Origin of the sequence: Saccharospirillum alexandrii, from assembly GCF_043641555.1 — a bacterium.
In the GTDB taxonomy this organism is placed as follows: Bacteria; Pseudomonadota; Gammaproteobacteria; order Pseudomonadales; family Natronospirillaceae; genus Saccharospirillum; species Saccharospirillum alexandrii_A.
Window position 1 is genome coordinate 52,890 of the sequence record NZ_JBHZRJ010000004.1, and the last position, 26,019, is coordinate 78,908.

Genomic DNA, 26,019 nt, shown 5'->3' on the forward strand with positions numbered 1-26,019 from the left:
TTCCGAGGAACGCTGTCACCGCGTTGGACTCATTTGAAAGGTCCAGACATTCCTGCATGAGTCCGCCTTGTGGCAACGTCCCTCGGATAAGCCAGAGCCCCGGGGGAGTTATTCAGAGGCTCCCATGTTTTCTGGCGACCATGAAAACCGCTTTTTTAGGGTCAGGCTGCCATCGGTTTTCAATGACAAACCCTGCTTCGACCAGGCTGTATTCCAGCTCGGCCACAGTGAATACTTTGACCAATGGCATCTTGCCAAAAAACCGGGCAATGGGTGCGATGTATTTTACGTACGCCATGCGGTCACCCAAACAGGCGGTGCTCGATATAAACACGCCGCCGGGTTTCAGAAAGTCATGTATTCGGGAAATAACAACGTCTTTATCTTCCAGCAGGTGCAACAAGCTGAGTGCCAGCACCACGTCGAAGCGCGCCTCTGGTGAGCGGAATTCGTCGACCGTTGCGTGTTCGAAGGCAAGGTTACTGACCCCGGAATTCTGTGCTTTCGTGCGCGCCAGGCCCAGCATGGCGGACGAGCAGTCTACCGCCAGGTAGTGCTTCACCGTGGGGGCATGCAGCACGGCAGTCGAGCCAGTACCGCAACCGAGTTCAAGCACGTCGCTGCTTGGCTGCAAATACTGACGCGTGATCTCAAGCTTTTTCTGATAGGCCGCTTCATCCGCAATGGGCATGGCGGCATAGCGTGGCGCCAGTTTATCCCAGAATTTGGCTGTAGTGTTCATCCTTGTCTCCGCTCAGCAGGTTATGCTTCAGCTTATGCCTGTTCACAGAAAGTGCTATGGGCAAGAAGTCCTGTTTAGCCCGTGGTTAGAGCCCGGCTCTTGCCTTTTGAATGACCTCGGCCAGTTCAGGCGCAATGGGCATCTTGCGAAAGGGGCTGACGTTCGCACCTCCGGTGTTTCCCTGAGGCACCCAACCGAAGGCGGTTTTTGTAGCAGCACCGATGATGCGGAAAACCTGGCCCCGTGCTTCGCGGACCGACCGGTGTCGAAAGGCCCACAGCAACATCAGGCAATGAACTTTAACGTGCCAGTAAGTGGATTCCTGACCCAGTACATGAGCCCGCTCCAGATGGGCAAATGCCTGCTGAGTGTCGTTGACTGCACTGGCGCGCCGCGCCGCCGCCAGCTCCTGTTCTACGAAGGGCGCTATGTTACTGCTGAAACGCTTGTTCATGGTTATCTCCACGGGCTCCGGGGCTGCCAGGGTGTCTGGTCAGCCATCGCTGCGGGTGACGCTCGATGCATCCTGACCAAAGAGTACTTTCTTCTCGTCGTCGGTAAAGCCTGGTTTGGCCGACGCAATCTGGTCGACCAGTGCATAGGCGCGTTGGGTGGCCGGCCGTTCGCTGATGCTGGCATGCCAGCGTTTAACATTGGGGAAATCGTTCAAATCCTGTTTCTGGCGTTCGTGGGAAACCACCCAGGGGTAACTGGCCATATCGGCGATGGAATAGTTGCCTGCCAGAAACGGCTTGTCAGCCAGTTGCCGGTCCATCACGGCATAAAGGCGGGCCGTTTCTTTCACATAGCGGTCTATGGCATAAGGCACGGGCTCGGGGGCATAAACGTTAAAATGGTGATTCTGGCCCGCCATGGGCCCCAGGCCACCCATTTGCCAGAACAACCATTGCGTGACCTCCAGCCGCTGCCGGGGTGATTCACCATAAAACCGGCCGGTTTTCTCCGCCAGGTAGGTGAGAATGGCACCGGATTCAAACACCGGGACCGGTTCGCCGCCATCGTCAGGGTCGGTATCAATAATCGCCGGTATTTTGTTATTCGGCGAAAATCGCAGGAATTCTGGCTGAAACTGGTCACCTTTTCCGATATTGACCGGAATTACCTCGTAAGGAAGACCCATTTCTTCCAGACACACGGTGATTTTATGACCGTTAGGGGTTGTCCAGTAATACAGTTTGATCATGATCGGACTCCAATTGCCGTAAATGGTCCAGTCTGCACTGTTTTGGCGCTTAAAATGAGTAATACAGAGGCTTTTTTACCCGGTCACCCTCTGTAACCCAGTTGTCTCTTTTTTATTCAGCTTTAACAGGTATAATGCGCGCCCTAATTTAAAGCCGGACACCCTGCTTGTGATCGAGAAACTTCGTAATATCGCCATTATTGCCCACGTTGACCATGGTAAAACCACGCTGGTCGACAAACTGCTTCGACAATCCGGCACTCTGGGCCGTAAAGACCAGGGCACTGAACGCATCATGGACTCCAACGACCAGGAGCGTGAGCGCGGTATTACGATTTTGGCCAAAAACACGGCCATTAACTGGCAGGATTACCACATCAACATCGTAGATACCCCAGGACACGCCGACTTCGGTGGCGAAGTTGAACGGGTACTGTCGATGGTCGATTCCGTGTTGCTGCTGGTCGACGCTGTAGACGGCCCCATGCCGCAAACGCGTTTTGTGACCTCCAAGGCCTTCGAACAGGGTCTGCACCCCATTGTTGTCATCAACAAGGTCGACCGCCCCGGCGCCCGGCCAGACTGGGTGATGGACCAGGTCTTTGACCTGTTCGACCGCCTCGGCGCCACCGACAAGCAACTCGACTTCCCCGTCATTTACGCCTCAGCCCTCAATGGCGTGGCCGGTGACGACCCACAGAACATGGCTGAAGACATGACGCCGCTGTTCGAGATGATCGTCAACCAGGTACAACCGCCGGAAGTAGAGCGTGACGGTCCCTTGCAAATGCAGATTTCCGCCCTCGACTATAACAGCTATGTTGGCGTTATCGGTGTGGGCCGCATCACGCGCGGTCGCCTGAAGACCAACGAGCAGGTGGTTGTGGTCGGTAAAGACGGCAGCAAGAAAAAAGGCCGTATTCTGCAAGTCATGGGTTACCACGGCCTCGAGCGAATTGAAGTGCCTGAAGCCGAAGCGGGCGATATCGTCTGCGTCACCGGTATCGAAGGCCTGAACATCTCCGATACCCTGTGCGACCCGAACCACCCGGAAGCACTGAAGCCACTGACGGTTGATGAACCGACCGTAAGCATGAACTTTCTGGTGAACGATTCCCCGTTCGCCGGTCGCGAAGGCAAGTACATCACCTCGCGCAACCTGAAAGACCGCCTCGACCAGGAGTTGATTCACAACGTGGCGCTGCGTGTTGAGCAGGGCGACACTCCGGATAAATTCAAAGTATCCGGCCGGGGTGAATTGCACTTGTCGGTCCTGATCGAAAACATGCGCCGTGAAGGCTTCGAGCTGGCGGTTTCCCGTCCCGAGGTTATTCAGCGCTTGATCGACGGCGAAATTCAGGAGCCCTACGAACAAGTCGTGATCGACCTGGAAGAGCAACACCAGGGCGGCGTGATGGAAGAGCTGGGTCTGCGCAAAGCCGAAATGACCAACATGGAAAACGACGGCCAGGGCCGCATGAAACTCGAATTCATGGTGCCTTCTCGCGGCCTGATCGGTTTCCGCGGTCAGTTCCTGACGCTGACTTCAGGCTCCGGCATCATGACCAGCATTTTTGATCACTATGGTCCGGTGAAGGGCGGTGACATGTCTGGCCGCCAGAACGGCGTGCTGGTTAGCATGGCCAAGGGTAAAACCCTGGCGTACAGCCTGTTCACCCTGCAGAGTCGCGGTCGTCTCTTCCTCGGTCATGGTGTGGATATCTACGAAGGCCAGGTCATCGGCATTCACTCGCGTGACAACGACCTGGTGGTTAACCCGACCAAGGCCAAGCAGCTGACCAACATCCGTGCCGCCGGTACCGATGAAGCACTGACGCTGTCGCCGCCCATTCAGCACACGCTGGAGCAGGCGCTGGAGTTCATCGAAGACGATGAGCTGGTCGAAGTGACACCGCTGTCGATCCGCATCCGCAAAAAACTGCTGACCGAAAACGAGCGCAAGCGCGCCGGTCGCGGCCCCAAGTAAAGGCCTGTCTCCAGGCCTGCCTAACCACCCTTCCAGATCGCGCCATTGGCGCATTCTGGAAGGGTGACGTTTCTCCGGAAACTGAGCTACACTGCCCAAAAGCTTAGCGGAAGAGCGTCCTTGAGCACACCTGTCTTGCCTAACCGGCACCCGCTGTCATTATCGCGCCGCCTGCTGGTTTGGATAGCCGGTATCTTTATTGCCCTCGTAAGCCTCACGACCGCCCTGCAACTCAGCCTCGAATACTCGCTTGAAGAAGACTCCGGCGCCCAACAAATTGGCTTCGCCCTGTTCGGCTCGCGCGATGTGCTGGCCAATGCCCTCTGGAGTTTCGACCCGGTTCAGTTAAGCGCCACCGCCGACTTGCTGATTGCTCACCCGCTGATCGAAGCCGTATTAATCGAATCGGAAGATCCGTCGCTGAACCAGGTTCGCGGTGAACTGCCCGACTCTTCGGGCTATCTGCCCGCAACCGATCTGGACCCCGGCTATCCCGATATCGATATTGCCAGCCAGGGCCGTCTGTTGCAGAAGGCCCTCCAATTTACCGAGCCCATCGAATTCGATACCGGCGATGGCCTTTACGCGGTAGGCAAGGTAACCGTCTATTCCAATGTGCGCCTGATCCTGAATCAGAGCCTGTTAAACTTCGTGTTTACCCTGACCAGCTCGGTGCTGCTGTGCGTACTGGTCGTGGCCGTCACCGCTTGGTCGGTGCACCGGCTTGTTGCTCGTCGTCTCAACGTCGTTGAACAGGTACTGGCGACCATCGAACCGGAAGACGATGTCTTTCGGGCGCGCCTGATTCCGGACTGGATCGGCCGTGAGCGCGACGAGATCGCGACGCTGTGCGACACCCTGAACCAATTGCAGGTGCAACTGGCGGAAAAATCACAGCGCATTCGCCAGCACCAGAGCAACCTGGAACAAAAGATACAGGCGCGCACGCACGAACTGGAAGAAACCCTGGAGGCGCTGCAAATCAGCACCGACCACAAGAACCAGTTTCTGGCCAACATGAGCCACGAAATACGCACGCCAATGAACGGCATCATCGGCATGGCAGAGCTGCTGCAGGATACCCGGCTGGATCAGCGCCAACGTGACTACCTGACCACCATTCTCAATTCCGGCCACACCCTGACCACCATCATCAACGACATTCTGGATCTCTCAAAAATAGAGGCCGGGCGACTGGAGCTGGAATCCATTCGTTTCAATTTGCCAGAGCTGGTCGAGGAAACCCTGGCCCTGTTTATAAAACCCTCGGAGGAGAAAGGGTTATTGCTGGTTGCCGATATCGACCCGGGCACACCAGAGACGATGGTCGGCGACCCCATTCGCATGCAACAGCTGCTGCTGAACCTGCTCGGTAATGCGTTCAAGTTTACCGATGACGGTGAAATCGTCGTTCATCTCCAATGGCATCCGGACCGTCAGCGTCTGGGGCTCGCGGTCAGCGATACCGGGCTGGGTATCGAACCGGACAAACTGGCCGTGTTGTTCGATGCGTTCTTCCAGGCGCACAAAAGCACGCACCGCGAGCGCGGCGGTACCGGGCTGGGGCTGGCCATCTGCAAACGTCTGGTTGAACTCATGAAAGGGGAGATTGGCGTCAACAGCGAACCCGGCAAAGGCTCAACCTTTTGGATCGAGATCCCCCTCGACGCCGCCACCACCGACCTGGGCCCGGCCCTGCCCTTTTCCGCGACCGAGCGCAGCGGCCTGAGCGGCAATGCCCTGCTGGTGACCAGCAACCTGACCCTGCAGCGCCTGTTCTGTCACCACGCCGATGGCACAGCGCTGACGCTTAACTGCGCCTCCAGCGGCGTTGAGGCGCTGGCGCTGTGCGCCCAGCAACAGTTCAATGTCATTCTGGTGGACGCCACCGTAGATCACGATACCGGACTAACGCTCGGACCCAGACTGGCTGACGCCCAACCCGAGGCCCTGCTCGCCTTAATTGCCAGTCGTATGGCCTCGCCCGACTGGCAAACCCTGACCGGTCACCAGTTCAAGCGCCTGATGGAAAAGCCACTGTCGCTGCCGCGCAGCCTGCTTAACCTGAGTGAAGACCGGCGGCCCAACGTTGCAGGCATGTCGAGTGAAGACGCCGGGCTGCAGTCGCCAGAATTTCCACCCGCCCATGTGTTGTTGGTCGAAGACAATCACATCAATCAGCGCGTTGCCGAAGGCATGCTCAAACGGCTCGGGTTGACGGTAACAGTCACCAGCAACGGCCAACAGGCGCTGGATTATCTGGAAAACAACGTACCGGAGAACGAGCTGGGCGATGAGCGGGCAGAAACCATCGACGAAGATGGCCACGTCCCTGCCAGCGTCGACCTGGTGCTTATGGATTGCGAAATGCCGGTATTGGATGGCTACGCTGCAACCTATGCCATTCGCCATTCGGCGAACGAGCGGGTTCGGCGCATTCCGATCATTGGGCTCAGCGCCCACGCAATGATGGAACAGCAGGAAAAAGCACTGACGGCCGGCATGGATGACTACCTGACCAAACCCCTGCGCCGCCGTTCCCTGGAGCTGACTCTGAGCAAATGGCTGCTCGGCAACAACTGAGCGCGAACCAGCCGGTCAGGATGGCGGAATGCCTTGCTCAGGAAGGCAAAATACCAATGTCAGTGAGTGGGATACCGGCTTTGCGCAACGCCAGTCGCAGGGTGGAGCGCACCACTTTGGGGTCGTCCAGATGCAGCAGGCCCGAGGCAATGGTGTGTGCCCAGCCGCTATCGATTTGGCGCAACACCGACTTAACGCGCAACAGGTTAGAGCTGCTCATCGACAAATTGCGGTAACCCAGCCCCACCAGCGTCACGGCGCCCAGCGGATCACCGGCCAGCTCACCACACAGGCTGACCGGGATGCCACCTTCATTGGCAGCATCAATCACCATTTTCAGGGCTTTGAGTACCGCGGGATGCAGTGAGTCGTAGATGTTGGCAACGCGCGGATTGTTGCGATCGACCGCCAGCAAATACTGCGTCAGGTCGTTGGACCCCACTGAAATAAAATCGATCTGGGTGGCAAATTCCTTCACCAGGTAGACCGCCGAGGGCACTTCAACCATCACCCCCACTTCCGGCAAGGTGACCGCCACGCCTTCCTCATTCAGCTCCAGAACCGCCCGGTGAATGATCGCCAGGGCTTCTTCCACCTCGCTGACGCTGGTAACCATGGGCAACATGACTTTCAGGTTGCTCAGATTCAAGCTGGCGCGCAGCATGGCGCGAATCTGCACCATAAAGAGTTCCGGGTGGTCGAGCATGACTCGAATGCCGCGCCAGCCCAGGAACGGGTTATCTTCGACAATCGGAAAGTAATCGAGGCTTTTGTCACCGCCCACATCGAGCATTCGCATGGTGACCGGCAAGGGGGCAAAGGCTTCCAGCTGGGCGCGATAAATCTTGGCTTGCTCGTCTTCCGACGGAAAGCGATCGCGCATCATGAACGGCACTTCGGTACGAAACAGGCCAACTCCGTCGGCGCCCTTGTTCTGCGAGCGCACCACATCGGTTTGCAAACCGGTATTGACCATCAGGCTGATGGCAACGCCATCGCTGGTTTCACTGGCGACGTCAGTCAGGCTTTCAAGATCGGCCTCGCGCTCGGCCTCTTCCTTGCAGATGGATTCGAAATAATGGCGTTTTTCGGCCGACAGCCGGTAATACACATGGCCGCGGTAACCATCGACCACCAGCTCTTCACCCTGCAAGCCCTGCCAGGGCAACTCCTGCACGCCCATGATGGTAGGTATGGCCAGGGCCCGGGCCAGAATGGCGACGTGCGAGTTGGCCGAACCGGTGGTGCAGACAATGGCCGCGATGCGCCCGGCGGCCAGGTCACCAAAGACGGTGGGTGAGATTTCCTCGCCAACCAGAATGGCGTGGTCGGGAATGGCAACGTCGGGCACCGAGGCCTGCAAATGCGACAATACCCGGCGACCCAAATCGCGCATGTCGGCGGCACGCTCGCGTAAATAATCGTCTTCGATGCTTTCAAAGTGGTCGATGTAGCGGCGCATCACCGTGGCCAGGGCACTCTGTGCCCACTCGCCCTTGTTGATCAGCTCAACCACTGCATCGCCCAGGGCCCGGTCTTCCAGAATGCCGACGTAGACGTTGAACAGCGCCAGCTCTTCGGGACGCAACTCGCTGCGTAACCGCTCCCGGGTGGCGGTGAGTTCGGACCGGACTTTGGTCAGAGCGTTTTCAAACAGCGCCAGTTCAGCGGCTATGTCGCGCGCAGGCCGGTAACGCACCGAGTTAAGATCGGAGGGAGGCACCAGCACATGGGCCTTGCCAATGGCAACGCCCTGCGACCCGGCCACACCGGCAAAGCGAACATCCAGCTGTTCGCCGCCCATAAGATTCAGACCCGACAGCGCCCCGGTAGCTTCTGCATGGGCAATCACCCCGGCCAACTGGGCCGACAGCGTCACCATAAAGGCTTCTTCGGAATCCCCGAACCGGCCTGCTTCGGTGCGTTGAATGGTCATCACACCCAGCACCTTGCGGTGGTGGATAATGGGCACAGCCAGCAAGCTCTTGAACGGTTCTTCGCCCAGGCCGGGCACGTGGTGATAGTTGGGGTGTCGAGTAGCGTCACTGAGGTTGAGTGGCTCTTCGCGCTTGCCGACCAGAGCGATGAGGCCCTCGTTTTGGGTCAGTGTCACCTTGCCGATGGCATCGGCACTCAGACCATCGGTGGCCATCAGCACATAGCGGTTTACGTGGGCATCCCACAGGAAGACGGAGCAGACCTGAACGTTCATGCCCTCACGAATGCGGCCAACCACGGTGCTCAGAGAAGCTTGCAGGTCCCGGGTACTGTTTACTTCCTCCACCACCTGGCGGAGTAAATGCAACATATCAACCACGTCGTCTCAGCTCCTTGTGCACCCTGGGCGCCAGCTCCGCAAGGGCCTGGCGATAAACGTCCCGTTTGAACGAGACCACCCGGGCCAGCGGATACCAGTAAGATACCCATTCCCAGCCATCGAATTCGGGGTCGTCGCAGTCGTTGAGGATGATGTTGTGGTCCTGCCCGGTCATGCGCAGCAGAAACCATTTCTGCTTCTGACCAATGCAGATCGGCAAGGCGTTGTAGCGGATCATCCGCTTGGGTAGCCGGTAACGCAGCCAGCCACGGGTGCAAGCGAGTATCTCGACGCTCTCGGGCTGCAGGCCGACTTCTTCCTGCAATTCGCGGTAAAGGGCGTCGGTCGGGGTCTCGTGGGCACGAATGCCGCCCTGCGGGAATTGCCAGGCATCCTGGCCAATGCGCCGGGCCCAGAGCACCTGGCCGCGCGGGTTGGTGAGAATAATGCCCACGTTGGGGCGATAGCCATCGGAATCGATCATGATCGCCAGCATCCCCCTGTGACCGGATTCGCACAGCGTGCGAATCAATGAATGTTGGTGACCGCCGCAGCTTGGCCTGCCGGCGTGCACGACCCTCGTCTCACTCCCCCGAAAAACCGGTTAAGAGTAAGGCACAGAGTCCGTCTGTTCTGACTGCATTGTTCCACATCGGCCCGAAAACACCAAACAGGTCACATTCAAGGCAGCAACCCGGGCTGCCAGGCCTGTCGTGCAGCCTGTCGCTTGTACCTGACCGGCCATGCCCGTATTCTTGGCGGCCAATAAAGCCTCCGCCTGGCGACCTTCGAGTCTACCCTGCCATGCGAGTCGTTTGGCCACTAAGGAGCCCCGCCTTGACCCTCGCTATCTTTGACCTGGACAACACCCTGCTGGCCGGCGACTCAGACCACGCCTGGGGCCAGTTCCTGATCGATCAGGGCCTGGTCGACGCCACCGTCGTAAAAGCCGCCAATGAAGCTTTTTACCAGCAATACCAGGCCGGTGAACTCGATATAGACCGCTATTTGCGCTTTTCGCTGTCATTTCTGGCCAACAAGCCGCTGGACGAACTGGCCAGCCTGCACCGTCTTTTTATGGAGACGGTCATCGAACCGATGATCGCTCCGGGCACCCAGGCTTTGTTGCAGCACCACCGCGACCGGGGCGACACGCTAATGATCATCACCGCGACCAACCGCTTTGTGACCGGGCCCATCGCCGAACACCTGGGCATCCCGAACCTGATCGCCTGCGAGGCTGAACAGCAAAACGGCGCCTATACCGGCCTGCCAACGGGCATTCCCAGCTATCAGGAAGGCAAGGTGGTGCGCCTGCAAACCTGGCTCGATGAAAACGGCGAGTCACTCGACGGCGCCTGGTTTTACAGCGATTCGCTGAACGACCTGCCGTTGCTGCGTCTGGTCGACAACCCGGTCGCCGTCGACCCGGATGCCACCCTGGCGGCCGAGGCCCAGCGCCTGAGCTGGCCCATCATCAGCCTGAGGGACTGACCCATGCGCCTTGTGACACCTGCCCATGCACTGCTTGCCCTGCTCACTCTGGTGTTACTGGGGTGTTCTTCGTCGAACGAACCGGCAACCGAGGCCGAAGCCCAGGACCCGTCCACCCTGCCCGAACAAGCCGGGCCTGAACCCGATGTTCAATTCGCCGGCCTGGCCCGGGCGTTTCAGGCCCAGGCCGAAACCGCCGGAGAGGCCATGCAGTCGGCCTGCCAGCCACTGGGCTCAGCCGTTCAGGCGTTTCTGGATAACCCGGAAACCGGCCTGCAGAGTGACGCTCAGTCTGCCTGGCACGCGTGTTACGAAGGCTGGCAGGCGTTCTCGCTGTTTCACCGGGTGGCGTTTAATCCGGCTGCTAAGGAAGCGCTGAATCGCTCCCGCCGGCTGATTAATGTGCGCCCTTTTCTGCCCGGTTACGTCGACGCCCTGCCAGACTACCCTTACAGCGGACTGGTGCATGAAACCGGCATGGATTTGACGCTGAATAACCTGCTGGAGCAGCATCAGCTGATGGATCTGGAGTCACCCGCCTTAGGGTTCCCGGTGGTCGAAACCCTGCTCTGGCAAACCGACCTGGATACCTATTGGCTGATTTCCGGTGAAGATGGCGACCTGACCATCACACGCCGACACCAGTATATGACACTGGCGACGGAGCATCTGCTGCAGCAACTCGAACAGGCGCGCCAGCGCTGGTCCGGGCAAATCGGCTTTACCGGCCTGCCAGAACCGGCGCAGCAACGCATTGTGCTGACCAGTCTCGACCAGCAGATCCGCCAAGACTTACTTCAGCTGGCCTTTGCCGACGACGCACCGCAAGAGCCGGATTGGCATCACCCAAGCGTAGTGGCGGGCCAGGGTAAACGCCACCTGCTTGCTCGGTTAGCGGGGCTGGAAGCGCTGCTGGATAGCCCGGACGAGGGCGTCAGCGCGCTGGAATCCTGGCTGGAGCGCCGCGGCGGACCCGTCACTGCTGAAACACTGGGCAACCAGCTTACGGCAGCGGTTGATGCCGTGACTGCCCTGCCGGAAAACGCACCGGCCGGTGACCCGGAAGCCGAAGCCTGGCAACAAGCTGTAGCTGCGGTAACCGGACTCGCCGATCAGATCAGACAGCTAGGTGAGCCCGTCGTGACAGAGGACAGCCAATAAGTCCGGATCGGATACGGCGACAAATTCCGGATTGAGCGTAGAGGCTTTGCCGTAACGCAATGGCTCGCCGTTCCATTGCACCAGTCGGCCTCCGGCTGCGGTAAGAATGGCCTGGGGCGCGGCGGTATCCCATTCGCTGGTCGGCCCCAACCGGGGGTAACAATGCGCACTGCCGTTGGCCAGCATCATGAATTTGAGCGCGCTGCCGATCGAGCGGGTTTCTACATCATAACCGGCGGTTTCAAGCCGATCGCGCCAGGCACCCTGCCAGGCGGAACGCCGGCTGCCTAGCACCTGAACCGACCCGGCCACCGCCTCGGCCCGGATCACAGTGGCGCTGCCAGGCTTACCCTGTTGCGCCGCTACATCCTGCCCACCCCACCAGCCAATACCTGTCACCGGTTGAAAAAGCATGCCGAAAATCGGCTGATCTTCGTGCATCAGGGCGACATTAATCACGAACTCATCACTTTTGTGCAGAAACTCACGCGTACCGTCCAAGGGGTCAACCAGCCAGTAAGTCTGCCAGCCCTGACGGTCCGTATAAGGCACCAGGGCTTCTTCGGACAGCACCGGGCAGTCAAGAATGGCGGGCAACCCGGTCACTAACCGGCGCGATGCGGCAAGATCTGCCGCCGTCACCGGTGAGTCATCGGCCTTGTGGTCCGTCTGCCAGCGCGACCGGTCGTGATACACAGCCAGAATATCCTCACCGGCTTGCTTCATCAGCTGAAACAGGCTGCTGATCTGTGGGTTCGACAGCTCAGGCCGGGGGATCATGAATCACCTCTCATGGAATGCCCTCATCGCGATAACGGTTTTGAATTCAACACCGCCCAGTCTACCATGAACCTGAAGGCCCCCTTGTAACTCGGAGGCCCAACCCTTATTAACGGCTGCCTTGGTGGCTTGGTTGTCTTTCGTGGCATTGGCCCGTGCCAGCCACCGGATATACCTCTCCGGGGTCGGCGTAGATCCATCCATGGAGCCTAGACCGCAGCATCCATGCTGCGGACTCCCCCGGCGAGGTACATCCGGTGGCTAGCACTCTGAATTTGGTTAAACCAACCACTAACCAAAAACCGTATTGAGAGAGGTTATGACCGATACTCCCGTACGTCTCGACAAATGGCTCTGGGCGGCGCGCTTCTTCAAAACGCGCGGCCTGGCGAAAGACGCCATTGAAGGCGGCAAGGTGCATTACGACGGCGCCCGTGCCAAGCCGAGCCGCAATGTTGAAGTGGGTGCCATGCTGCGCATGCGGCTGGGTTTCGATGAGAAAACCGTTGAAGTGCTGGCGCTCAGTGACAAGCGGCGTGGCGCTCCGGAAGCGCGGCTGCTGTATCGGGAAACGGAAGAGTCGGTTGAAAAGCGGCTGGCCATGGCGGCGCAGCGTAAAGCACAGAATGCGGGCCAGGCGGCGCCCGATCACAAGCCGAGCAAGAAAGACCGGCGCGATATCCGTAAAATGAAAGATTCCTTTAACGCCTAGGGCAGTGTCTAAAGCGCCCTGGCCTATCACGAGGCCTGCATGAGCAACCCCGATCAGACCCAACGCTTTTTGTTCGACCATACTCACATTCGCGGTGAAATTACCGGCTTGCAGCGCAGTTATCAGGAGGTGCTGGCCAAGCACAACTACCCCGAGCCGGTGCGCCTGTTGCTGGGTGAGTTCATGGCGGCGGTGGCGTTACTGAGCGACACCCTGAAATTCGATGGCACTCTGAGCCTGCAGGTTCGGGGCGCCGGTCAGGTACGGATGCTGATGGCTGAATGCCGGGATAACCAGGCTCTGCGGGCCATCGCCCAGTACAACGATGATTTCAGCGCCGACCAGGAACTGCTTGGCAACGGACAGTTGGCAATTACCATTGAGCCGAAAAACGGCAAGCGCTACCAGGGCATCGTGTCGATCAACGATGGAGACCACAGCCTGAGCCACGCGCTGGAAGATTACTTCCGCCAGTCCGAGCAGATTCGCACCCGGGTCTGGCTGTTCGCCGACCAGCAGATCGCGACCGGCCTGCTGCTGCAAGCCATGCCGCATTCGGCCAGTGAAGGCAGCCTGGAAGTGGACGACGACGCCTGGAACCGGGTGGTTCATCTGGCCGAAACGCTAACGGCCGACGAAATGCTGTCGCTCGACAACACCACGGTGCTGCAGCGTCTGTTCCACGAAGAAGAAGTTCGTGTCTACGAGGCCCGCCCGCTGGAGTTTGAATGCACCTGCACCCGCGAACGCTGCGCCAATGCGATTCTGATGCTGGGTGAAGAGGAAGCCCAGGCCGTTGTAGCCGAGCAGGGGGAGATTCGCAGCGACTGCCAGTTCTGCCACCAGCACTACCAGTTCGGGCCCGAAGACGTTGCCGAACTGTTCGAGTCATACAAGCAACAATTGAATTGAGTTTTCAGCCCCGGTCACTACGCCGGGGCTGACGATCGTTATTCAAAGATCCGATCACCCAACTGATCAATCATCAACCGTGCCTTCACCAGCGTAAAGTTGCAGGCTTCGTCTTCACCGGCGACCAGGTCAGATCGAATAAAGTTATGCCGTTGTTCCGGCTCGCCCGGCTTAACAATGATGCCGCTAACCCGGAACTGACCGCCTTCGGGAATCGGCGTTGGTGTCACCTGGTACCCTTTGTACTCAATCGTTTCACCCTTTACTTCCCGCGGACTTGCCGGCCCACCGGCCATTGCTTTCTTTAACCATCCAAACATCATTTTTCCTTACTACCAGGGCAGTAGCGCATTTTTAATTGTGGCAATAGAGCTAGACATACTTTGTGCAGTGGCAGCCTCGATCCGAGTACTGGCTGCCGGGTAGGCCTATCCGGGGTAGTTCGCAGCAGGGATGCTGCGATCTAGGCTCCATGGATGGATCTACGCCGGCCCCGGATAGGCCTACCCGGTGGCCAGTACGGACCCATGGCAAAACAGCAAACCCAGCCACCGCAAGCCAAGATTGTACCGCCTTCCTGCGGTCATGGCGTCAAATTCACAGTGCATACTGTAATGTTAGGTAACCCGAACGGGTAAAGTGATCGAACGGGATTCTAAAAGTGTTACTGACACTCCCTAAGTGTTACCTATACACACGTCAGCATGGTGTAAAGCGATGTTAGCCAGACGACCCGCTGGTCACATATTGAACAGTATTTTTTAAGTTATTGTTTTTAAAGCATTTTTTAAAACTGGCACGCAGACTGCAATCATCTACGCACAACGATAAAGACACCCACAAACAAAAACAAAAACAGGGTGATATAAGAGCGATACGTGCCTGCCCAAAAACAATAACAAGGGCACAGTTTTTATTTAAGGCCTCCTAAAAACAACAACAGGGCCAGCTTAGCTAATTAGCTAACCTACGTGATCATCACGTGTATTACCTGCATCGATTCACTCTATTGATCGAGTCGCCCCCTCCGGGCGATTTTGCTGTGCCTGTCTGTTTTGCAATCCTTCTACCTGCACCTTCCTCCATCGAAACGCCTGGGTCAGTACGGTCGCTCGACTCGTAACGCCGTCGTGACATTAGAAACGCGAGTCGCTGTGGTCGCTGGCCTGTGAAGCTGGCCGTCGAGCGCCTAAGGTAAGCTCATGCCTGCCACAGGAGACCAGAATGAAACTGCATGCCCTGCTCGGAAACTCCCAGAAACTGGATGGCGGTGCCATGTTTGGCAACGCCCCCAAGGCCTTGTGGGAGCGCTGGCTCCCCAGCGATGACCAGAACCGGATCGACCTCAACTGTCGCTGCCTGCTGGTGCAAGAGCCTGACCGAAACATCCTGTTTGAAACCGGTGTCGGCGCGTTCTTTCCGCCAGATCTGCGCGAGCGCTTTGGGGTGCAGGAAGCGCAGCATTGCCTGCTGGACGCCCTGGCCGACCTTGGCCTGGGGGCCGATGACATCGACATCGTCGTGTTGTCTCATCTGCATTTCGATCACGCCGGGGGGCTGCTCAGTGCCTGGCAGGAAGGAAAGACGCCGCAGCTGGTGTTCAAAAACGCCTGGTTTATTGTGGGTGAACAGGCGTGGCAGCGGGCAATTCAGCCACACCCGCGAGACAAGGCGTCGTTTATTCCCGAGTTACCCGCACTGCTGGAAGCCTCGGGCCGGCTTGAGCGCATTAATGGCACCCGGTCGAAACGCCTGGGCGATGCTTATCGCTTTCATTACAGCGATGGCCATACACCGGGCATGTTGCTGACCGAAATTCAGACCGATGACGGCCCCCTGGTGTTTGCCGCCGACCTGATTCCCGGCAAAGCCTGGGTTCACCTGCCGATCACCATGGGCTACGACCGTTTTCCGGAGGCGCTGATTGACGAGAAACGCCGCCTGCTGTCCGACCTGGCCAGACGTAACGGACGGCTGTTCTTCACCCACGACCCCAACATTGCCGCGGGCCGGGTGGTTAAGGATGAGAAAGGAAAGTTTTCCGTAGCCGACGAGACGGTGGCCGTTTGAAAGTGGAGGGACACTGCCGGGGCAGACTGATCTGACCCGGGAAGGTGGGTTCCGAAGCAGCGCTCCGGCTACTTAAGAATCGACACGACCAGCCGGCCGGCCAGCGCCACCAGAATGACACCGAATACCCGCTCGAACCAGACTGAATGGCGCTTAAGACGCTCCAGCCAGGCGGGCGTCGAGAACAACCAGGCCACTACCAGATACCACCCGCCATCAATCACCATGGCGGTTGCGGCGTAACCCAGCTTGGCCAGCACCGAGGTATCGGCACCGACGACCTGACTGAACAGGGCAATAAAGAACACCGCGACCTTGGGGTTCAGGAACACCACCAGAAAACCATCCCGGGCGGCGCTGGCGGTGGTGGGTACATCCGGTAACTCGGCATCGGGGTTGGCCCGCGCGCGCAGCCCCTTAACGCCGAGCCAGGCCAGGTAGAGCGCACCGCTCCATTGCAAGGCGGTGAAGGCGACGGGTGAGGCCGTGATTAAGGCTGCCAGGCCAAAAATACTCAGCAACGCATAGAGGCCGATGCCCAGGCCGTGCGTCAGCGCCACAACAATGCCGTTGGAGCGTCCGCCCGCCAGGGTTTGCTTGAGCACCACCGCCAGTGAAGGGCCAGGCGACATGGCGCCCAACATGCAAATACTTACCACCGCCAGCCAGGTTGCCCAGGTCACAGTTCACCTCTGAAAAATCGTGTCTTGATCGTTGTGTGTATTGGGGTCCAAGTCAGATAGCCATCGACCTGGACCGGGCAAGACTAACCAAAGCCCGAACCATTGTCATCCGCATGAAAGCCAGCTGTCGTTTTGCTGTCATCATTTTGTCGTCAGGCTGTCACACAGGCTCCGTAGCGTGGGTGGGAATAACAACACTCACCGACCACCGACAGGATGCCGAAATGACCCTAAAACCTCTTGCGCTAAGCCTGGCTGCCGGCCTGACGCTCAGCGCCTGCAGCACCAACCCGACCCAGTCTGCCGACCGCGCCTTGCCCGCCGGCGACCCCAGCGTACAAATCGATATGGTAGGCCGCTACACCAGTGGCATTTTCGATGAAAGCGCCGCCGAAATTGTCGCCTACCACCGGGCGTCTGGCTATGCCTATCTGACCAACGGCGCAACGGGTCGCGTGAATGCCGTACGCATCAGCAATCTGCTGTCGGAGCCGGCGGTTAACCCCTACACCCTGAGCAACCTGGCCGATCGCAGCGATGCAGTACCGGAACAGGTGTGGGTGGCCGACCCCTATATGGGCCAGCGCAAGATCATGATCGGCGGTGCCAACAGCCTGGCCGTGCACGGCGACTTGCTGGCGATAGCGGTCGAGAACGAAAACAAGGTCGATAAGGGCGCAATTCTGTTTTACCGCCTCAACGACCAGGGCGACACCGACTTCGTAAAAGGCGTAATGGCCGGTGCCCTGCCCGACATGGTGACCTTTTCACCCGATGGCCGCTACGTACTGGTCGCCAATGAAGGCGAACCCAGCGGCGACTACCTGATCGACCCGGAAGGCAGTGTCTCCGTCATCCCGGTTACCCGGGGCATCCCGGATGACCTGGCGATTCAACTGAACTTCAATGGCTTTGATGACAACTACCACCCCGATATCATCACCGGCAACAACCCAGACCCGGACTACACGCGCCTGTCGCAAGACCTGGAGCCGGAATACATCACCGTCACGCCCGATAGTCGCACCGCCTTTGTTTCGCTGCAGGAAAACAACGCCCTGGCACGAATCAGCCTGACCGATACCCCCAGCATCACCGGACTGTTCCCACTGGGCTTCAAGGATCACGGCGTCACTGAAAACAGCCTCGATGCCAACAAGGACGATGAACTGGCCGCACTGTCCACTTACGCCGGCCTGTTTGGCACCTACCACCCAGACACCATCGCCAGTTACAGCGTCAATGGCAGCAATTACCTGGTCACGGCCAACGAAGGGGATGCGCGCGAATACTTCTCCGACGCCGCGAGCGAAGCGCAATGCAAGGGCCCCTTGCCCCTGGGTCAGTACGACTGGGATGAAGACGACGGCTGCCTGGTGTACACCGACGAAACTGAAATCGGCGACGTTCAACTCGACGCTTCGCTGACCGGCTTCGACGCCATCGCGGACCTGAAAATCAATAAAGCTCTGGGCGACAGCAATGGTGACGGCGTGTACGAAGCCGCTTACGCCTACGGCGCCCGTTCCTTCGCGATTTTCGACGACATCGGCGCCCTGGTGTACGACTCCGGCGATCTGATCGAGCGCATCACGGCTGATCGTTTCCCCGAGCATTTCAACACCACCGACAACGAACTGGCCATCGATGACCGCAGCGACAACAAAGGCCCCGAACCCGAAGCCCTCACCCTGGGCCAACTCGGCAACCGCACCCTGGCCTTTGTCGGCCTGGAGCGCATGGGCGGTTTCATGACCTTCGACATTACCGACCCGGAAGCGGTTGAGTTTGTGGCTTACACCAACCACCGCAACTACGACGCTGCGGCGGCGGCAACCGAAGACGGTGACCTGACCGCCCAAGCCGGCGACCTGGCCCCGGAAGGCATGCAATTCATACCCGCCAGCCAGAGCCCGTCGGGCGTTGCCCTGTTGCTGGTTGCCAACGAAGTTAGCGGCACCTTGAGCGTGTATCAGGTGCAGCAGCAGTAATTGAATGGTGCTGGGAGTAACTACTCTTTAAGCGGTAGATGCCGGTGGTGCCTCTGCAGGGTAGTCCGCAACAGGGACTAAAACGCCGGGAGCGTTTTAGCATGAGCGCAGCGAGCCCGTAGGGGGAATCCCATGGATGGGATTCATATCATGCGGTCTAGGCCCCATGGAAGGGTTTACGCCGACCCTGCAGAGGCACCACCGGTAGCTGCCGCGAACCACAGCCACTCAAATTAAGAGCAACCATGAACGTTAAACGGGCCAGCGCATGCAGTATTGGGCGTGTGGCCCGTCTTCCGGAGCGTCCGCTTCGGGAACAATCTCGAACCCCATCGCGAAATAGAAGCGCTGCGCCTGATAGTTCTCCCGAAACACCTTGACCCGCAGCTCGTCGTGCAGCTGCTTCACGTGCTCGACCAGCTCCCGGCCGATGCCCTTACGCTGATGCTCCACCTTGATGAACAAACCATTAATCCGTTTGCCCTCCAGCGCAATGTAGCCAGCGATGTCTCCCTGCCGCTCCCACAGGAACGCCTGCTCCAGCGGTAGCCGGTGCTCGCGCAGGTGCCTCATATCCCGGGCAATGTAGTCGGGGTCGATAAAAGGGTGGGCGATCAGACTGGCATCCTGGTACAGCTCGGCCAGCTCGTGGAAATCGGTATTGGTGGCGTGTCGGATCATCGGTCACTCCTGCCCGCAATGGGCTTGCTGATCGGGCTGAGACAGCACAACAGCCAGTCTAGCAGCCTGCCTGAGTTTCATCATGCCATCACACACTTACCCGAACACCCCTAAAGTTCCTTTATTAGTGTCTTTAGGGGGTTGTGTCTATTGACAGCGACAAGCCCACAACTGAGAATACTTATCATATTGAAAGCCTTTCGCAATGGAGATCAAGAATGACAACAACTATCAAACGCACAGTGAAGCACCTGACGCTGGTGGCCCTGCCACTGGCCGCCAGCCTGACCGTTACCGCCGCCCAGGCCGAGGAAGTGAACATTTACTCCTACCGCCAGGCATTTCTGATTGAACCCCTGCTGAACGCCTTTACCCAGCAAACCGGCATTGAAACCAATGTTATCTACGCCAGCTCTGGCCTGAACGAGCGCATCGAACAGGAAGGTCGCAATAGCCCGGCCGATATTATCCTGACGCCGAACACCACCATTCTGGTCGATGCCTACGACAAAGGCCTGACTCAGGCAGTCGAAAGCGACATTCTGACCAGCAACATCCCGGCCCAATACCGCGCCGACGACAACCACTGGTTTGGCCTGACCACTCGTGGCCGCGTGATCTACGCCTCGAAAGACCGCGTCGAGCCAGGCGAGATTACCACCTATGAAGAACTGGCAGACCCTCAGTGGGAAGGCCGTATCTGCACGCGCAGTGGCAAGCACAGCTACAACCTGTCGCTGTTTGCCTCGATGATCGAACACCACGGTGAGGAATACACCAAAACCTGGCTGGAAGGCGTCAAGAACAACCTGGCGCGCACCCCTCAGGGTAACGACCGTGGCCAGGTAAAGGCCATTATGGAAGGTGAATGCGACCTGTCTCTGGGCAACACCTACTACTTCGGCAAGATGATCACCAATACCGCAGAGCCGGAACAGGTTGAATGGGCCAACTCGGTCAACATCGTCTTCCCGAACCAGGAAGACCGGGGCACGCACATGTTCATCTCTGGTGCTGCCGTTGCCAAACACGCGCCAAACCGTGACGAAGCGGTACAACTGCTGGAATTCATGAGCCAGGATCTGGCGCAGTACATGTACGCCCAGGAAAACTTCGAATTCCCGGTCAAGCCCGGAACGCCTTACTCAGCCCTGCTGAACCAGTACATGGGCGACTTTGTGGCCGATGACGTCAGCCTGACGGCCATCGTTGACCACGTCGATGAAGCCTCTCGTCTGGTCGATGAAGTCGGTTACGACTTCTAAGCGCCACGGCCTTGCAGTAAACTTGCACACGGCAGCTACGGCTGCCGTTTTTGTTTGTCCGCTACCCGACCACTCCTTTTATCTGCAACAGAGGCATTAATGGCCAACCAGCCAGCACTGGGCACCCGACCGGGCATTCCGTTTTTCAGGCATCTGCGTGCCTGGCCGGCCACGGTGTTCATCATCGCCGGGCTGGTGGTGTTGCCGGTCCTGTCGGTGTTTTACCTGGCCCTGTTTCCAACCGAAAACATCTGGCGTCACCTCTACAACACGGTTCTGTTTCGCTACATTGAAGCCACGCTGCTGTTGCTGGCGGGCGTCGGCCTACTGAGTTTTGCCATTGGGGTCACCACAGCCTGGCTGGTTACCCTGTGCCGCTTTCCGGGGCGACGGGTGTTTGAATGGGCACTGCTCCTGCCCTTTGCCGTACCGGCCTACGTTATCGCCTTTATCTACACCGATATGCTTGAATTCGCAGGCCCGCTGCAAGGCGCGCTGCGCGATCTCTTTGGCTGGCAGACCCGCCGGGACTACTGGTTCCCGGAGATTCGCAGCCTGGGCGGGGCCATTGTGCTGATGTCACTGGTGCTCTACCCCTATATTTATCTGATGGCCCGTGCAGCCTTTATGGAGCAGGGCAGCAACGTGCTGGCCGCCAGCCGAACCCTGGGCTGCACGCCCTGGCAGAGCTTTTACCGGGTGTCGTTGCCCCTGGCCCGGCCCGCCATAGCTGTCGGCCTGGCGCTGACGCTGATGGAAACCCTCAACGATTTCGGCACGGTCGACTATTTTGCGATTCGAACCCTGAGCCTTGGCGTTTACGATACCTGGCTGAACATGGGCAACCTCGGTGGCGCCGCCCAGATCGCCAGCATGATGCTGGTGTTTGTGGTGGTTCTGGTGACGCTGGAACGCATTGGCCGAGCCCGGCAACGCCACTTCGGGCAGGGCAAGCCCAATCAGGATTCAGCACTCTACACCCTTACCGGTCTGAAAGCCTGGCTGGCTTCTCTGGCCTGCGCCCTGCCGCTGGTGCTCGGGTTTGCGGTACCGGCGTTTCAGCTGGCCAGCTACGCTCTGGGCAATTTTTCCGCTTACTGGACTGAAGATTTCGTTGCGATTTCCTGGAACAGCCTGTTTTTGGCAAGTGCTGCTGCGCTGGTGACCGTCGTTATTGGCACCCTACTGGCGTATGGCCAGCGCTTGCACCCCAACCGGAGTGTCCGGCTGTTTGTCAGTCTGTCGAAGCTGGGTTACGCGATGCCGGGAACGGTCCTGGCGATAGGCGTTCTGATCCCGCTGGCAGCGTTCGACAACAGCATCGATGCGTTCTTGCGTGCCCGGTTCAATGTATCCAGCGGTTTATTGCTCAGCGGAACGGTGTTCGCACTGATCTTCGCCTACAGCGTGCGCTTTCTGGCCGTCGCTGCCGGGGCTGTTGAGTCGAGTCTCGACAAGGTCACCCCGTCGATGGACAAGGCCGCCCGTTCACTCGGCATGAACAGTCTGGAGACGTTGCGCCGGGTTCATCTGCCGCTGATCCGCCCGGGCCTGCTCACCGGTGCCCTGGTCGTCTTCGTCGATACCATGAAGGAGTTACCGGCCACCCTGATGCTGCGGCCTTTCAATTTCGACACCCTGGCAACCTATGTGTACCAGTATGCCTCAGATGAACAAATCGAAGTCGCCGCCATGGGGGCGCTAATGATTGTACTGGTGGGTTTGTTGCCGGTCATCATGCTGAGTCGGTCGATCAAAGGCGGGCGTAAGGCGGCGGCTGTTTTGCCGGTGGCTGAACAGGGGTAGGGTAGCACCGCTTTCCCTTGTTGAATTTACTTCGGTGCCAAGAGTTCGTGCCCGCCACCGGGTAGGTCTGTCCGGGGTCGGCGTGAACCCATCCATGGGGCCTAGACCGCATGATATGAATCCCATCCATGGGATTCACCCTCCGGGCTCGCTGCGCTCATGCTAAAACGCTCCAGGCGTTTTAGTCCCTGCTGCGGACTACCCCGGATAGGCAGACCCGGCAGCCATCACTCGTGACATTGACTTACTGGCACTCTGCGAAAAAACTAGAAAAACTCCACGACATCCTGCCACTAAATCCAAGCCACATTTACGAAAACTAACGGGCCACTCCGCTGAACAAGGCGGCGGGCCGTGGCTGGTCAGCCATGGGCGCGACCGCGCTATGCCAGTCAGTGGGGTCGTAGTGGTTGCTGGTGGGAAAGGCCACCAGGTTGGCGGAAGTGAGTGCCAGCCCCAGGGTTGAGCCGGGCTGAAACACGGCCTGGGAGCCGAACTGGGCTTCGAGTTCACGACCGCTGTGCAATTTGAAGCGGTAAAGCGTCTGGGTGCCCAGAAACTCGCCACTGAGTGTTTCTACCTGAACGGCGTCGAAGGCGTCGGTGACGTTGACCTCATGCGGCCGTACAAAAATATCCAGGCTGGAGCCCGTGGCCCAGGGGTGGCCTGGTTGATGAACCTGGCCCAGTTCGGTTTCCAGCGTTTGGCTGTCCAGTACCCGGCCTTCAATCCAGTTGCCATCGCCGACGAAACTGGCCACCAGCGGTGTGGCTGGCTGATGATAGACCTCGGCTGGCGTGCCCCATTGCAGCAGGCGGCCCTGGTCCATAACGCCAAGACGGTCGCTGACCACGAAGGCTTCATCGCGGTCGTGAGTGACCATGATGGCCGTGATACCGGCGGTTTTTAGGATGTGGCGTACTTCGCGCGACAGGGTACGACGCAGCTCGGTATCGAGGTTCGAGAAGGGTTCGTCCATTAACAGCAGGCGCGGTTTTGGTGCCAGGGCGCGGGCGAGCGCGACGCGTTGTTGCTGGCCGCCCGACAATTCATGGGGGTATCGGTCGGCCAGGGCATCCATTTTGACCAGATCCAGCGCTTCTCGGATGCGGGTTTCGCGTTCAGACCGGCCAAATGACTTGAGCCCGAAGCCGATGTTTTCGCGTACGGTCAAATGCGGGAACAGGGCATAATCCTGAAACACCATGCCGATGCCCCGGGCTTCCGGGGCGATGCCAGCGCCAGGCTGGGCTATGCAGTTGTCATCGAGCTCGATTTGGCCGGCGACCAGGGGGGTGAAGCCGGCAATGGCTTGCAGCAGGGTGGTTTTACCGCAGCCACTGGGGCCCAGCAAACAGCAAATATCGCCTTCGTTCACCTGCAGCCCGATATCCTGCAACACCGGGACCGGGCCGTACTGGCATGCCAGACTGTCGATTCTCAACAACGAATTCACCGCACCCCCAGTGCTGATCTATTCAGATTCTCACTAGCAAGTGTAAATGAATATCAGTATGTGGCAAGTGATGCCACGTGTTTTACCTGCTTTACCCTTTGGCGCTCTGTGCGTGAGGCCCGGTTTTGGCTTACTGTGCTCAAGCGCCGTTAGAGCCAGCCGTTCAGTTCAAAGCCGAGGCCCAGGGTCTGATTGTAACGGTCGTAATCGATGAGGTTTTCACCATAGCCATGAAAATACTGCAGCCGCCCCCTCACCCGGTCGTTTACCGGAAACGACCAGCTAAATTCCGCCGCACCGCGATTGGGATCGGCCTGTAAATTGTTCCGTACCATCAGGGCAAACTGGTGCGTATCGCCGCCATAGACGATGTTCAGGTCAAAATGCCCCATGTAATCGAGAATATCGGGGTTGTCATCCGCGAGGGGGTCACCCGGGTAACGCTCCTCGGGGGCCGGAATGCGCAGCCACGGCCTGAGAGCAAAGGCCCAGCGATCCTGCTCCCAGATGGTTTGAAAAATCACCCGGTTCCAGCTGCGGGAGTCTTCTCCGGACAGACCATTGGACTGATGATTCAGTGAAATGGCGTTACCGATGTTACGCAGGCCACCCAGTTCAAGCCGACTGCCCATTGCAAAAATAAGCTCAGGTTCGTGGTTGGTTTCGCGAAACGGGGACGACAAGTCAAAGTTATAGGCCTGCCAGAATGAATGGGTGGTGTAGGCGAACGACAGCGACCCGTAATCCCGGTACAGGCTCTCCAGAATCACTACCTTTAAGCTCAGTTGAAACTCAATTTCAATCGGTTGCAGGTCGTCTTCACCCTGAGTATTGGGATTCGGGTCGGTGGAAAAGGCAATGGGCAATATATAGTTGGGCCGGTGCGGCAACAGGCTAAAGGGGTTATTCAACGAAAACTGTTCAAGTGCAATGCGCCGTCGCAATGGTGTCTCATCGTCACTGACCCCGCTGCCCGTCCGGCTTTCAAGACTGCAGTAATTACGCAAAGACGCGATGCTGATGACATTGGACGCACTCTCTATCAACTGCAGCATGCACCGCTCGTAGGGTGTCAGAACAATCGACTGCGGCTCTGCTTGCGTTTCTGATTCGCTGTCTGATTCTGGCGCATTCCCAATGCCCGAATCATCGACACCCACCATCTCGCCAAACGCACTGGGAATGCTGAGCGCGAGCATTAATAGCAGTAACACTCCCCCCCTGGCACCTGAGGCCAGATGAGAAAAAACCGGAACCATACGTGACCACCCACACAGACAACCAGCCTTCAGCCTACCAGAAAAAACAGGAACACTACTCCTGTTAACGCCAGTCGCTGACACCGTAGTCGGCCAGAATCTGCGCCAGCTCGCCACTGGCCCGCAGCCGGGCGATGCCATCGGTCAACAGGCGGGCGTAGCCTGGTGAAGCTGCAAAGGCGGGGCTAAAGGCAATGTAAACACGCGCGGCGTTAGCCTCTGCCGGCACATAGCCCGCCCGCTTGAACTTATCGGACTGTCCGGACCGGCGCAGTTGATAACGCATGACGTGTTCGTCTTCAAGCAACACCTGAATACGACCCCGCTCCAGCATCATAAGCCCATTCCTTAGCGGAGATACGCCGTGCAGTTCAGTGATGTAGGAACGATGCTGCTCATCCTGCAGCATGTTTTCGATGGTATCGCCATAACTGTAACCGGCGATCACCGCCAGGTGTTGCCCTTCAAGCGAACTGGCTTCGTGGTATTGCCAGGGGGATTCGGCCAGGGTCCAGAAGGCATTCGCCATCTGTCCCTGGGCCAGGTCGGGAAAGATAAAATCTGGCGCTTCCAGCCGGGTTGCGCCGATAACGCCATGAAATTCGCCATCACGCGTTTCCTGCAAAGCCCGCACCCAGGGTCTCTGGTGGTATTCAACCTGATGGCCGGCAGCCTGGAAAACCCGTCTGGCAATCTCGACCATAAAACCCACGCGCTCAGTTCCCGGCTCGCAGTTGTAGGGGCACCAGGGGTCGGCGACCAGCCGAATGGTGTCGCCACTGGCCAGGGGCATCTGGCATAGAGCCATCGCCGCCCAGAACAGGGCATACACCCACACCTTTTTCATCATCCGTAACCTCGGTGTGTTGCCGTAAATCTTTACATTGAGTATACCCCTGCCAGCCAGAGATGACAC

The 26,019-nt window shown here is 58.4% G+C and carries 22 protein-coding genes; 10 read left to right on the forward strand and 12 right to left on the reverse strand.

Features of this window, described 5'->3' with window-relative positions; genetic code table 11:
- Positions 1-112: 112 nt before the first annotated feature.
- The 3 genes from ACHUE7_RS14685 to ACHUE7_RS14695 all read right to left on the reverse strand — a co-directional run bounded on the left by ACHUE7_RS14685 (position 113) and on the right by ACHUE7_RS14695 (position 1,946).
- Positions 113-742, reverse strand: coding sequence for a class I SAM-dependent DNA methyltransferase (locus ACHUE7_RS14685; RefSeq protein WP_394170650.1), 630 nt, complete (start codon positions 740-742; stop codon positions 113-115).
- Positions 743-827: 85 nt separating this feature from the next.
- On the reverse strand, positions 828-1,196 hold the full coding sequence (locus tag ACHUE7_RS14690; protein WP_394170651.1) for a DUF3703 domain-containing protein: 369 nt from the start codon (positions 1,194-1,196) through the stop codon (positions 828-830).
- 39 nt (positions 1,197-1,235) lie between these two features.
- Positions 1,236-1,946 (reverse strand): glutathione S-transferase N-terminal domain-containing protein, encoded by a 711-nt coding sequence (locus ACHUE7_RS14695; RefSeq protein WP_394170652.1) that lies wholly within the window; start codon positions 1,944-1,946, stop codon positions 1,236-1,238.
- Positions 1,947-2,115: 169 nt separating this feature from the next.
- On the opposite strand from ACHUE7_RS14695, the gene typA reads away from it, so the two are divergent.
- Both typA and ACHUE7_RS14705 read left to right on the forward strand, forming a co-directional pair.
- Positions 2,116-3,933, forward strand: a complete 1,818-nt coding sequence (typA, locus tag ACHUE7_RS14700; RefSeq protein ID WP_348474233.1) for a translational GTPase TypA — start codon at positions 2,116-2,118, stop codon at positions 3,931-3,933.
- Between the two features lie 120 nt (positions 3,934-4,053).
- Positions 4,054-6,516, forward strand: a complete 2,463-nt coding sequence (locus ACHUE7_RS14705; RefSeq protein ID WP_394170653.1) for a hybrid sensor histidine kinase/response regulator — start codon at positions 4,054-4,056, stop codon at positions 6,514-6,516.
- Between the two features lie 37 nt (positions 6,517-6,553).
- On the opposite strand, the gene ptsP is transcribed toward ACHUE7_RS14705, so the two are convergent.
- Together ptsP and ACHUE7_RS14715 are read right to left on the reverse strand one after the other, a co-directional pair.
- On the reverse strand, positions 6,554-8,824 hold the full coding sequence (gene ptsP / locus ACHUE7_RS14710) for a phosphoenolpyruvate--protein phosphotransferase (protein ID WP_394170654.1): 2,271 nt from the start codon (positions 8,822-8,824) through the stop codon (positions 6,554-6,556).
- Position 8,825: 1 nt separating this feature from the next.
- Positions 8,826-9,317: an RNA pyrophosphohydrolase gene (locus ACHUE7_RS14715; RefSeq protein ID WP_127560240.1), complete on the reverse strand. Its 492-nt coding sequence runs from the start codon at positions 9,315-9,317 to the stop codon at positions 8,826-8,828.
- Between the two features lie 353 nt (positions 9,318-9,670).
- On the opposite strand from ACHUE7_RS14715, the gene ACHUE7_RS14720 reads away from it, so the two are divergent.
- Both ACHUE7_RS14720 and ACHUE7_RS14725 read left to right on the forward strand, forming a co-directional pair.
- Complete coding sequence (locus tag ACHUE7_RS14720) at positions 9,671-10,327, forward strand: histidinol-phosphatase (RefSeq protein WP_394170655.1); 657 nt, start codon at positions 9,671-9,673, stop codon at positions 10,325-10,327.
- 3 nt (positions 10,328-10,330) lie between these two features.
- A complete protein-coding gene (locus ACHUE7_RS14725; protein ID WP_394170656.1) occupies positions 10,331-11,488 on the forward strand; it encodes an imelysin family protein in 1,158 nt (385 codons plus the stop codon).
- Here the strand turns inward: ACHUE7_RS14725 and cysQ are convergent.
- A complete protein-coding gene (cysQ, locus tag ACHUE7_RS14730) occupies positions 11,453-12,268 on the reverse strand; it encodes a 3'(2'),5'-bisphosphate nucleotidase CysQ (RefSeq protein ID WP_394170657.1) in 816 nt (271 codons plus the stop codon). The two genes, ACHUE7_RS14725 and cysQ, sit on opposite strands and share 36 nt — an antisense overlap.
- Positions 12,269-12,587: 319 nt before the next feature.
- Between cysQ and hslR the strand changes: the two genes are divergently transcribed.
- Positions 12,588-12,980, forward strand: a complete 393-nt coding sequence (gene hslR, locus ACHUE7_RS14735) for a ribosome-associated heat shock protein Hsp15 (RefSeq protein ID WP_394170658.1) — start codon at positions 12,588-12,590, stop codon at positions 12,978-12,980.
- Positions 12,981-13,019: 39 nt separating this feature from the next.
- The gene (hslO, locus tag ACHUE7_RS14740) at positions 13,020-13,892 is read left to right on the forward strand and encodes an Hsp33 family molecular chaperone HslO (RefSeq protein ID WP_394170659.1); all 873 of its coding nucleotides are present in this window, start codon (positions 13,020-13,022) and stop codon (positions 13,890-13,892) included.
- Between the two features lie 38 nt (positions 13,893-13,930).
- Here hslO and ACHUE7_RS14745 read toward each other — a convergent pair whose 3' ends face one another.
- Positions 13,931-14,212 carry an HlyU family transcriptional regulator gene (locus tag ACHUE7_RS14745; protein ID WP_394170660.1) on the reverse strand — a complete coding sequence of 94 codons (282 nt, stop codon included), beginning with the start codon at positions 14,210-14,212 and terminating at the stop codon, positions 13,931-13,933.
- A gap of 904 nt (positions 14,213-15,116) precedes the next feature.
- Here ACHUE7_RS14745 and ACHUE7_RS14750 point away from each other — a divergent pair.
- Positions 15,117-15,962, forward strand: coding sequence for an MBL fold metallo-hydrolase (locus ACHUE7_RS14750; RefSeq protein WP_394170661.1), 846 nt, complete (start codon positions 15,117-15,119; stop codon positions 15,960-15,962).
- 68 nt (positions 15,963-16,030) lie between these two features.
- Here ACHUE7_RS14750 and ACHUE7_RS14755 read toward each other — a convergent pair whose 3' ends face one another.
- Positions 16,031-16,645 carry a LysE family translocator gene (locus ACHUE7_RS14755; RefSeq protein ID WP_394170662.1) on the reverse strand — a complete coding sequence of 205 codons (615 nt, stop codon included), beginning with the start codon at positions 16,643-16,645 and terminating at the stop codon, positions 16,031-16,033.
- Positions 16,646-16,869: 224 nt separating this feature from the next.
- On the opposite strand from ACHUE7_RS14755, the gene ACHUE7_RS14760 reads away from it, so the two are divergent.
- Positions 16,870-18,636 carry a choice-of-anchor I family protein gene (locus ACHUE7_RS14760; RefSeq protein ID WP_394170663.1) on the forward strand — a complete coding sequence of 589 codons (1,767 nt, stop codon included), beginning with the start codon at positions 16,870-16,872 and terminating at the stop codon, positions 18,634-18,636.
- A 252-nt stretch (positions 18,637-18,888) separates the two neighbouring features.
- Here ACHUE7_RS14760 and ACHUE7_RS14765 read toward each other — a convergent pair whose 3' ends face one another.
- On the reverse strand, positions 18,889-19,317 hold the full coding sequence (locus ACHUE7_RS14765) for a GNAT family N-acetyltransferase (protein WP_394170664.1): 429 nt from the start codon (positions 19,315-19,317) through the stop codon (positions 18,889-18,891).
- A 218-nt stretch (positions 19,318-19,535) separates the two neighbouring features.
- Here ACHUE7_RS14765 and ACHUE7_RS14770 point away from each other — a divergent pair, with 218 nt between their 5' ends.
- The gene (locus ACHUE7_RS14770) at positions 19,536-20,582 is read left to right on the forward strand and encodes a Fe(3+) ABC transporter substrate-binding protein (RefSeq protein ID WP_394170665.1); all 1,047 of its coding nucleotides are present in this window, start codon (positions 19,536-19,538) and stop codon (positions 20,580-20,582) included.
- A 99-nt stretch (positions 20,583-20,681) separates the two neighbouring features.
- A complete protein-coding gene (locus ACHUE7_RS14775; RefSeq protein ID WP_394170666.1) occupies positions 20,682-22,388 on the forward strand; it encodes an ABC transporter permease in 1,707 nt (568 codons plus the stop codon).
- Positions 22,389-22,707: 319 nt separating this feature from the next.
- On the opposite strand, the gene ACHUE7_RS14780 is transcribed toward ACHUE7_RS14775, so the two are convergent.
- The 3 genes from ACHUE7_RS14780 to ACHUE7_RS14790 form a co-directional block, all read right to left on the reverse strand.
- Entirely contained in the window at positions 22,708-23,832 is a 1,125-nt protein-coding gene (locus tag ACHUE7_RS14780) for an ABC transporter ATP-binding protein (RefSeq protein WP_394170667.1), read from the reverse strand.
- Positions 23,833-23,993: 161 nt separating this feature from the next.
- Entirely contained in the window at positions 23,994-25,058 is a 1,065-nt protein-coding gene (locus ACHUE7_RS14785) for a phospholipase A (RefSeq protein WP_394170668.1), read from the reverse strand.
- A gap of 109 nt (positions 25,059-25,167) precedes the next feature.
- A complete protein-coding gene (locus ACHUE7_RS14790; RefSeq protein WP_394170669.1) occupies positions 25,168-25,953 on the reverse strand; it encodes a substrate-binding periplasmic protein in 786 nt (261 codons plus the stop codon).
- Between the last annotated feature and the right edge of the window lie 66 nt (positions 25,954-26,019).

Excerpts from the sequence above, each read along its gene's own strand:
- ACHUE7_RS14685 (WP_394170650.1), bottom strand. The coding sequence starts at position 742 with ATGAACACTACAGCCAAATTCTGGGATAAACTGGCGCCACGCTATGCC.
- ACHUE7_RS14690 (WP_394170651.1), bottom strand. The coding sequence starts at position 1,196 with ATGAACAAGCGTTTCAGCAGTAACATAGCGCCCTTCGTAGAACAGGAG.
- ACHUE7_RS14695 (WP_394170652.1), bottom strand. The coding sequence starts at position 1,946 with ATGATCAAACTGTATTACTGGACAACCCCTAACGGTCATAAAATCACC.
- ptsP (WP_394170654.1), bottom strand. The coding sequence starts at position 8,824 with ATGTTGCATTTACTCCGCCAGGTGGTGGAGGAAGTAAACAGTACCCGG.
- ACHUE7_RS14715 (WP_127560240.1), bottom strand. The coding sequence starts at position 9,317 with ATGATCGATTCCGATGGCTATCGCCCCAACGTGGGCATTATTCTCACC.
- ACHUE7_RS14725 (WP_394170656.1), top strand. The coding sequence starts at position 10,331 with ATGCGCCTTGTGACACCTGCCCATGCACTGCTTGCCCTGCTCACTCTG.
- cysQ (WP_394170657.1), bottom strand. The coding sequence starts at position 12,268 with ATGATCCCCCGGCCTGAGCTGTCGAACCCACAGATCAGCAGCCTGTTT.
- hslR (WP_394170658.1), top strand. The coding sequence starts at position 12,588 with ATGACCGATACTCCCGTACGTCTCGACAAATGGCTCTGGGCGGCGCGC.
- hslO (WP_394170659.1), top strand. The coding sequence starts at position 13,020 with ATGAGCAACCCCGATCAGACCCAACGCTTTTTGTTCGACCATACTCAC.
- ACHUE7_RS14745 (WP_394170660.1), bottom strand. The coding sequence starts at position 14,212 with ATGTTTGGATGGTTAAAGAAAGCAATGGCCGGTGGGCCGGCAAGTCCG.
- ACHUE7_RS14750 (WP_394170661.1), top strand. The coding sequence starts at position 15,117 with ATGAAACTGCATGCCCTGCTCGGAAACTCCCAGAAACTGGATGGCGGT.
- ACHUE7_RS14760 (WP_394170663.1), top strand. The coding sequence starts at position 16,870 with ATGACCCTAAAACCTCTTGCGCTAAGCCTGGCTGCCGGCCTGACGCTC.
- ACHUE7_RS14765 (WP_394170664.1), bottom strand. The coding sequence starts at position 19,317 with ATGATCCGACACGCCACCAATACCGATTTCCACGAGCTGGCCGAGCTG.
- ACHUE7_RS14770 (WP_394170665.1), top strand. The coding sequence starts at position 19,536 with ATGACAACAACTATCAAACGCACAGTGAAGCACCTGACGCTGGTGGCC.
- ACHUE7_RS14775 (WP_394170666.1), top strand. The coding sequence starts at position 20,682 with ATGGCCAACCAGCCAGCACTGGGCACCCGACCGGGCATTCCGTTTTTC.
- ACHUE7_RS14790 (WP_394170669.1), bottom strand. The coding sequence starts at position 25,953 with ATGATGAAAAAGGTGTGGGTGTATGCCCTGTTCTGGGCGGCGATGGCT.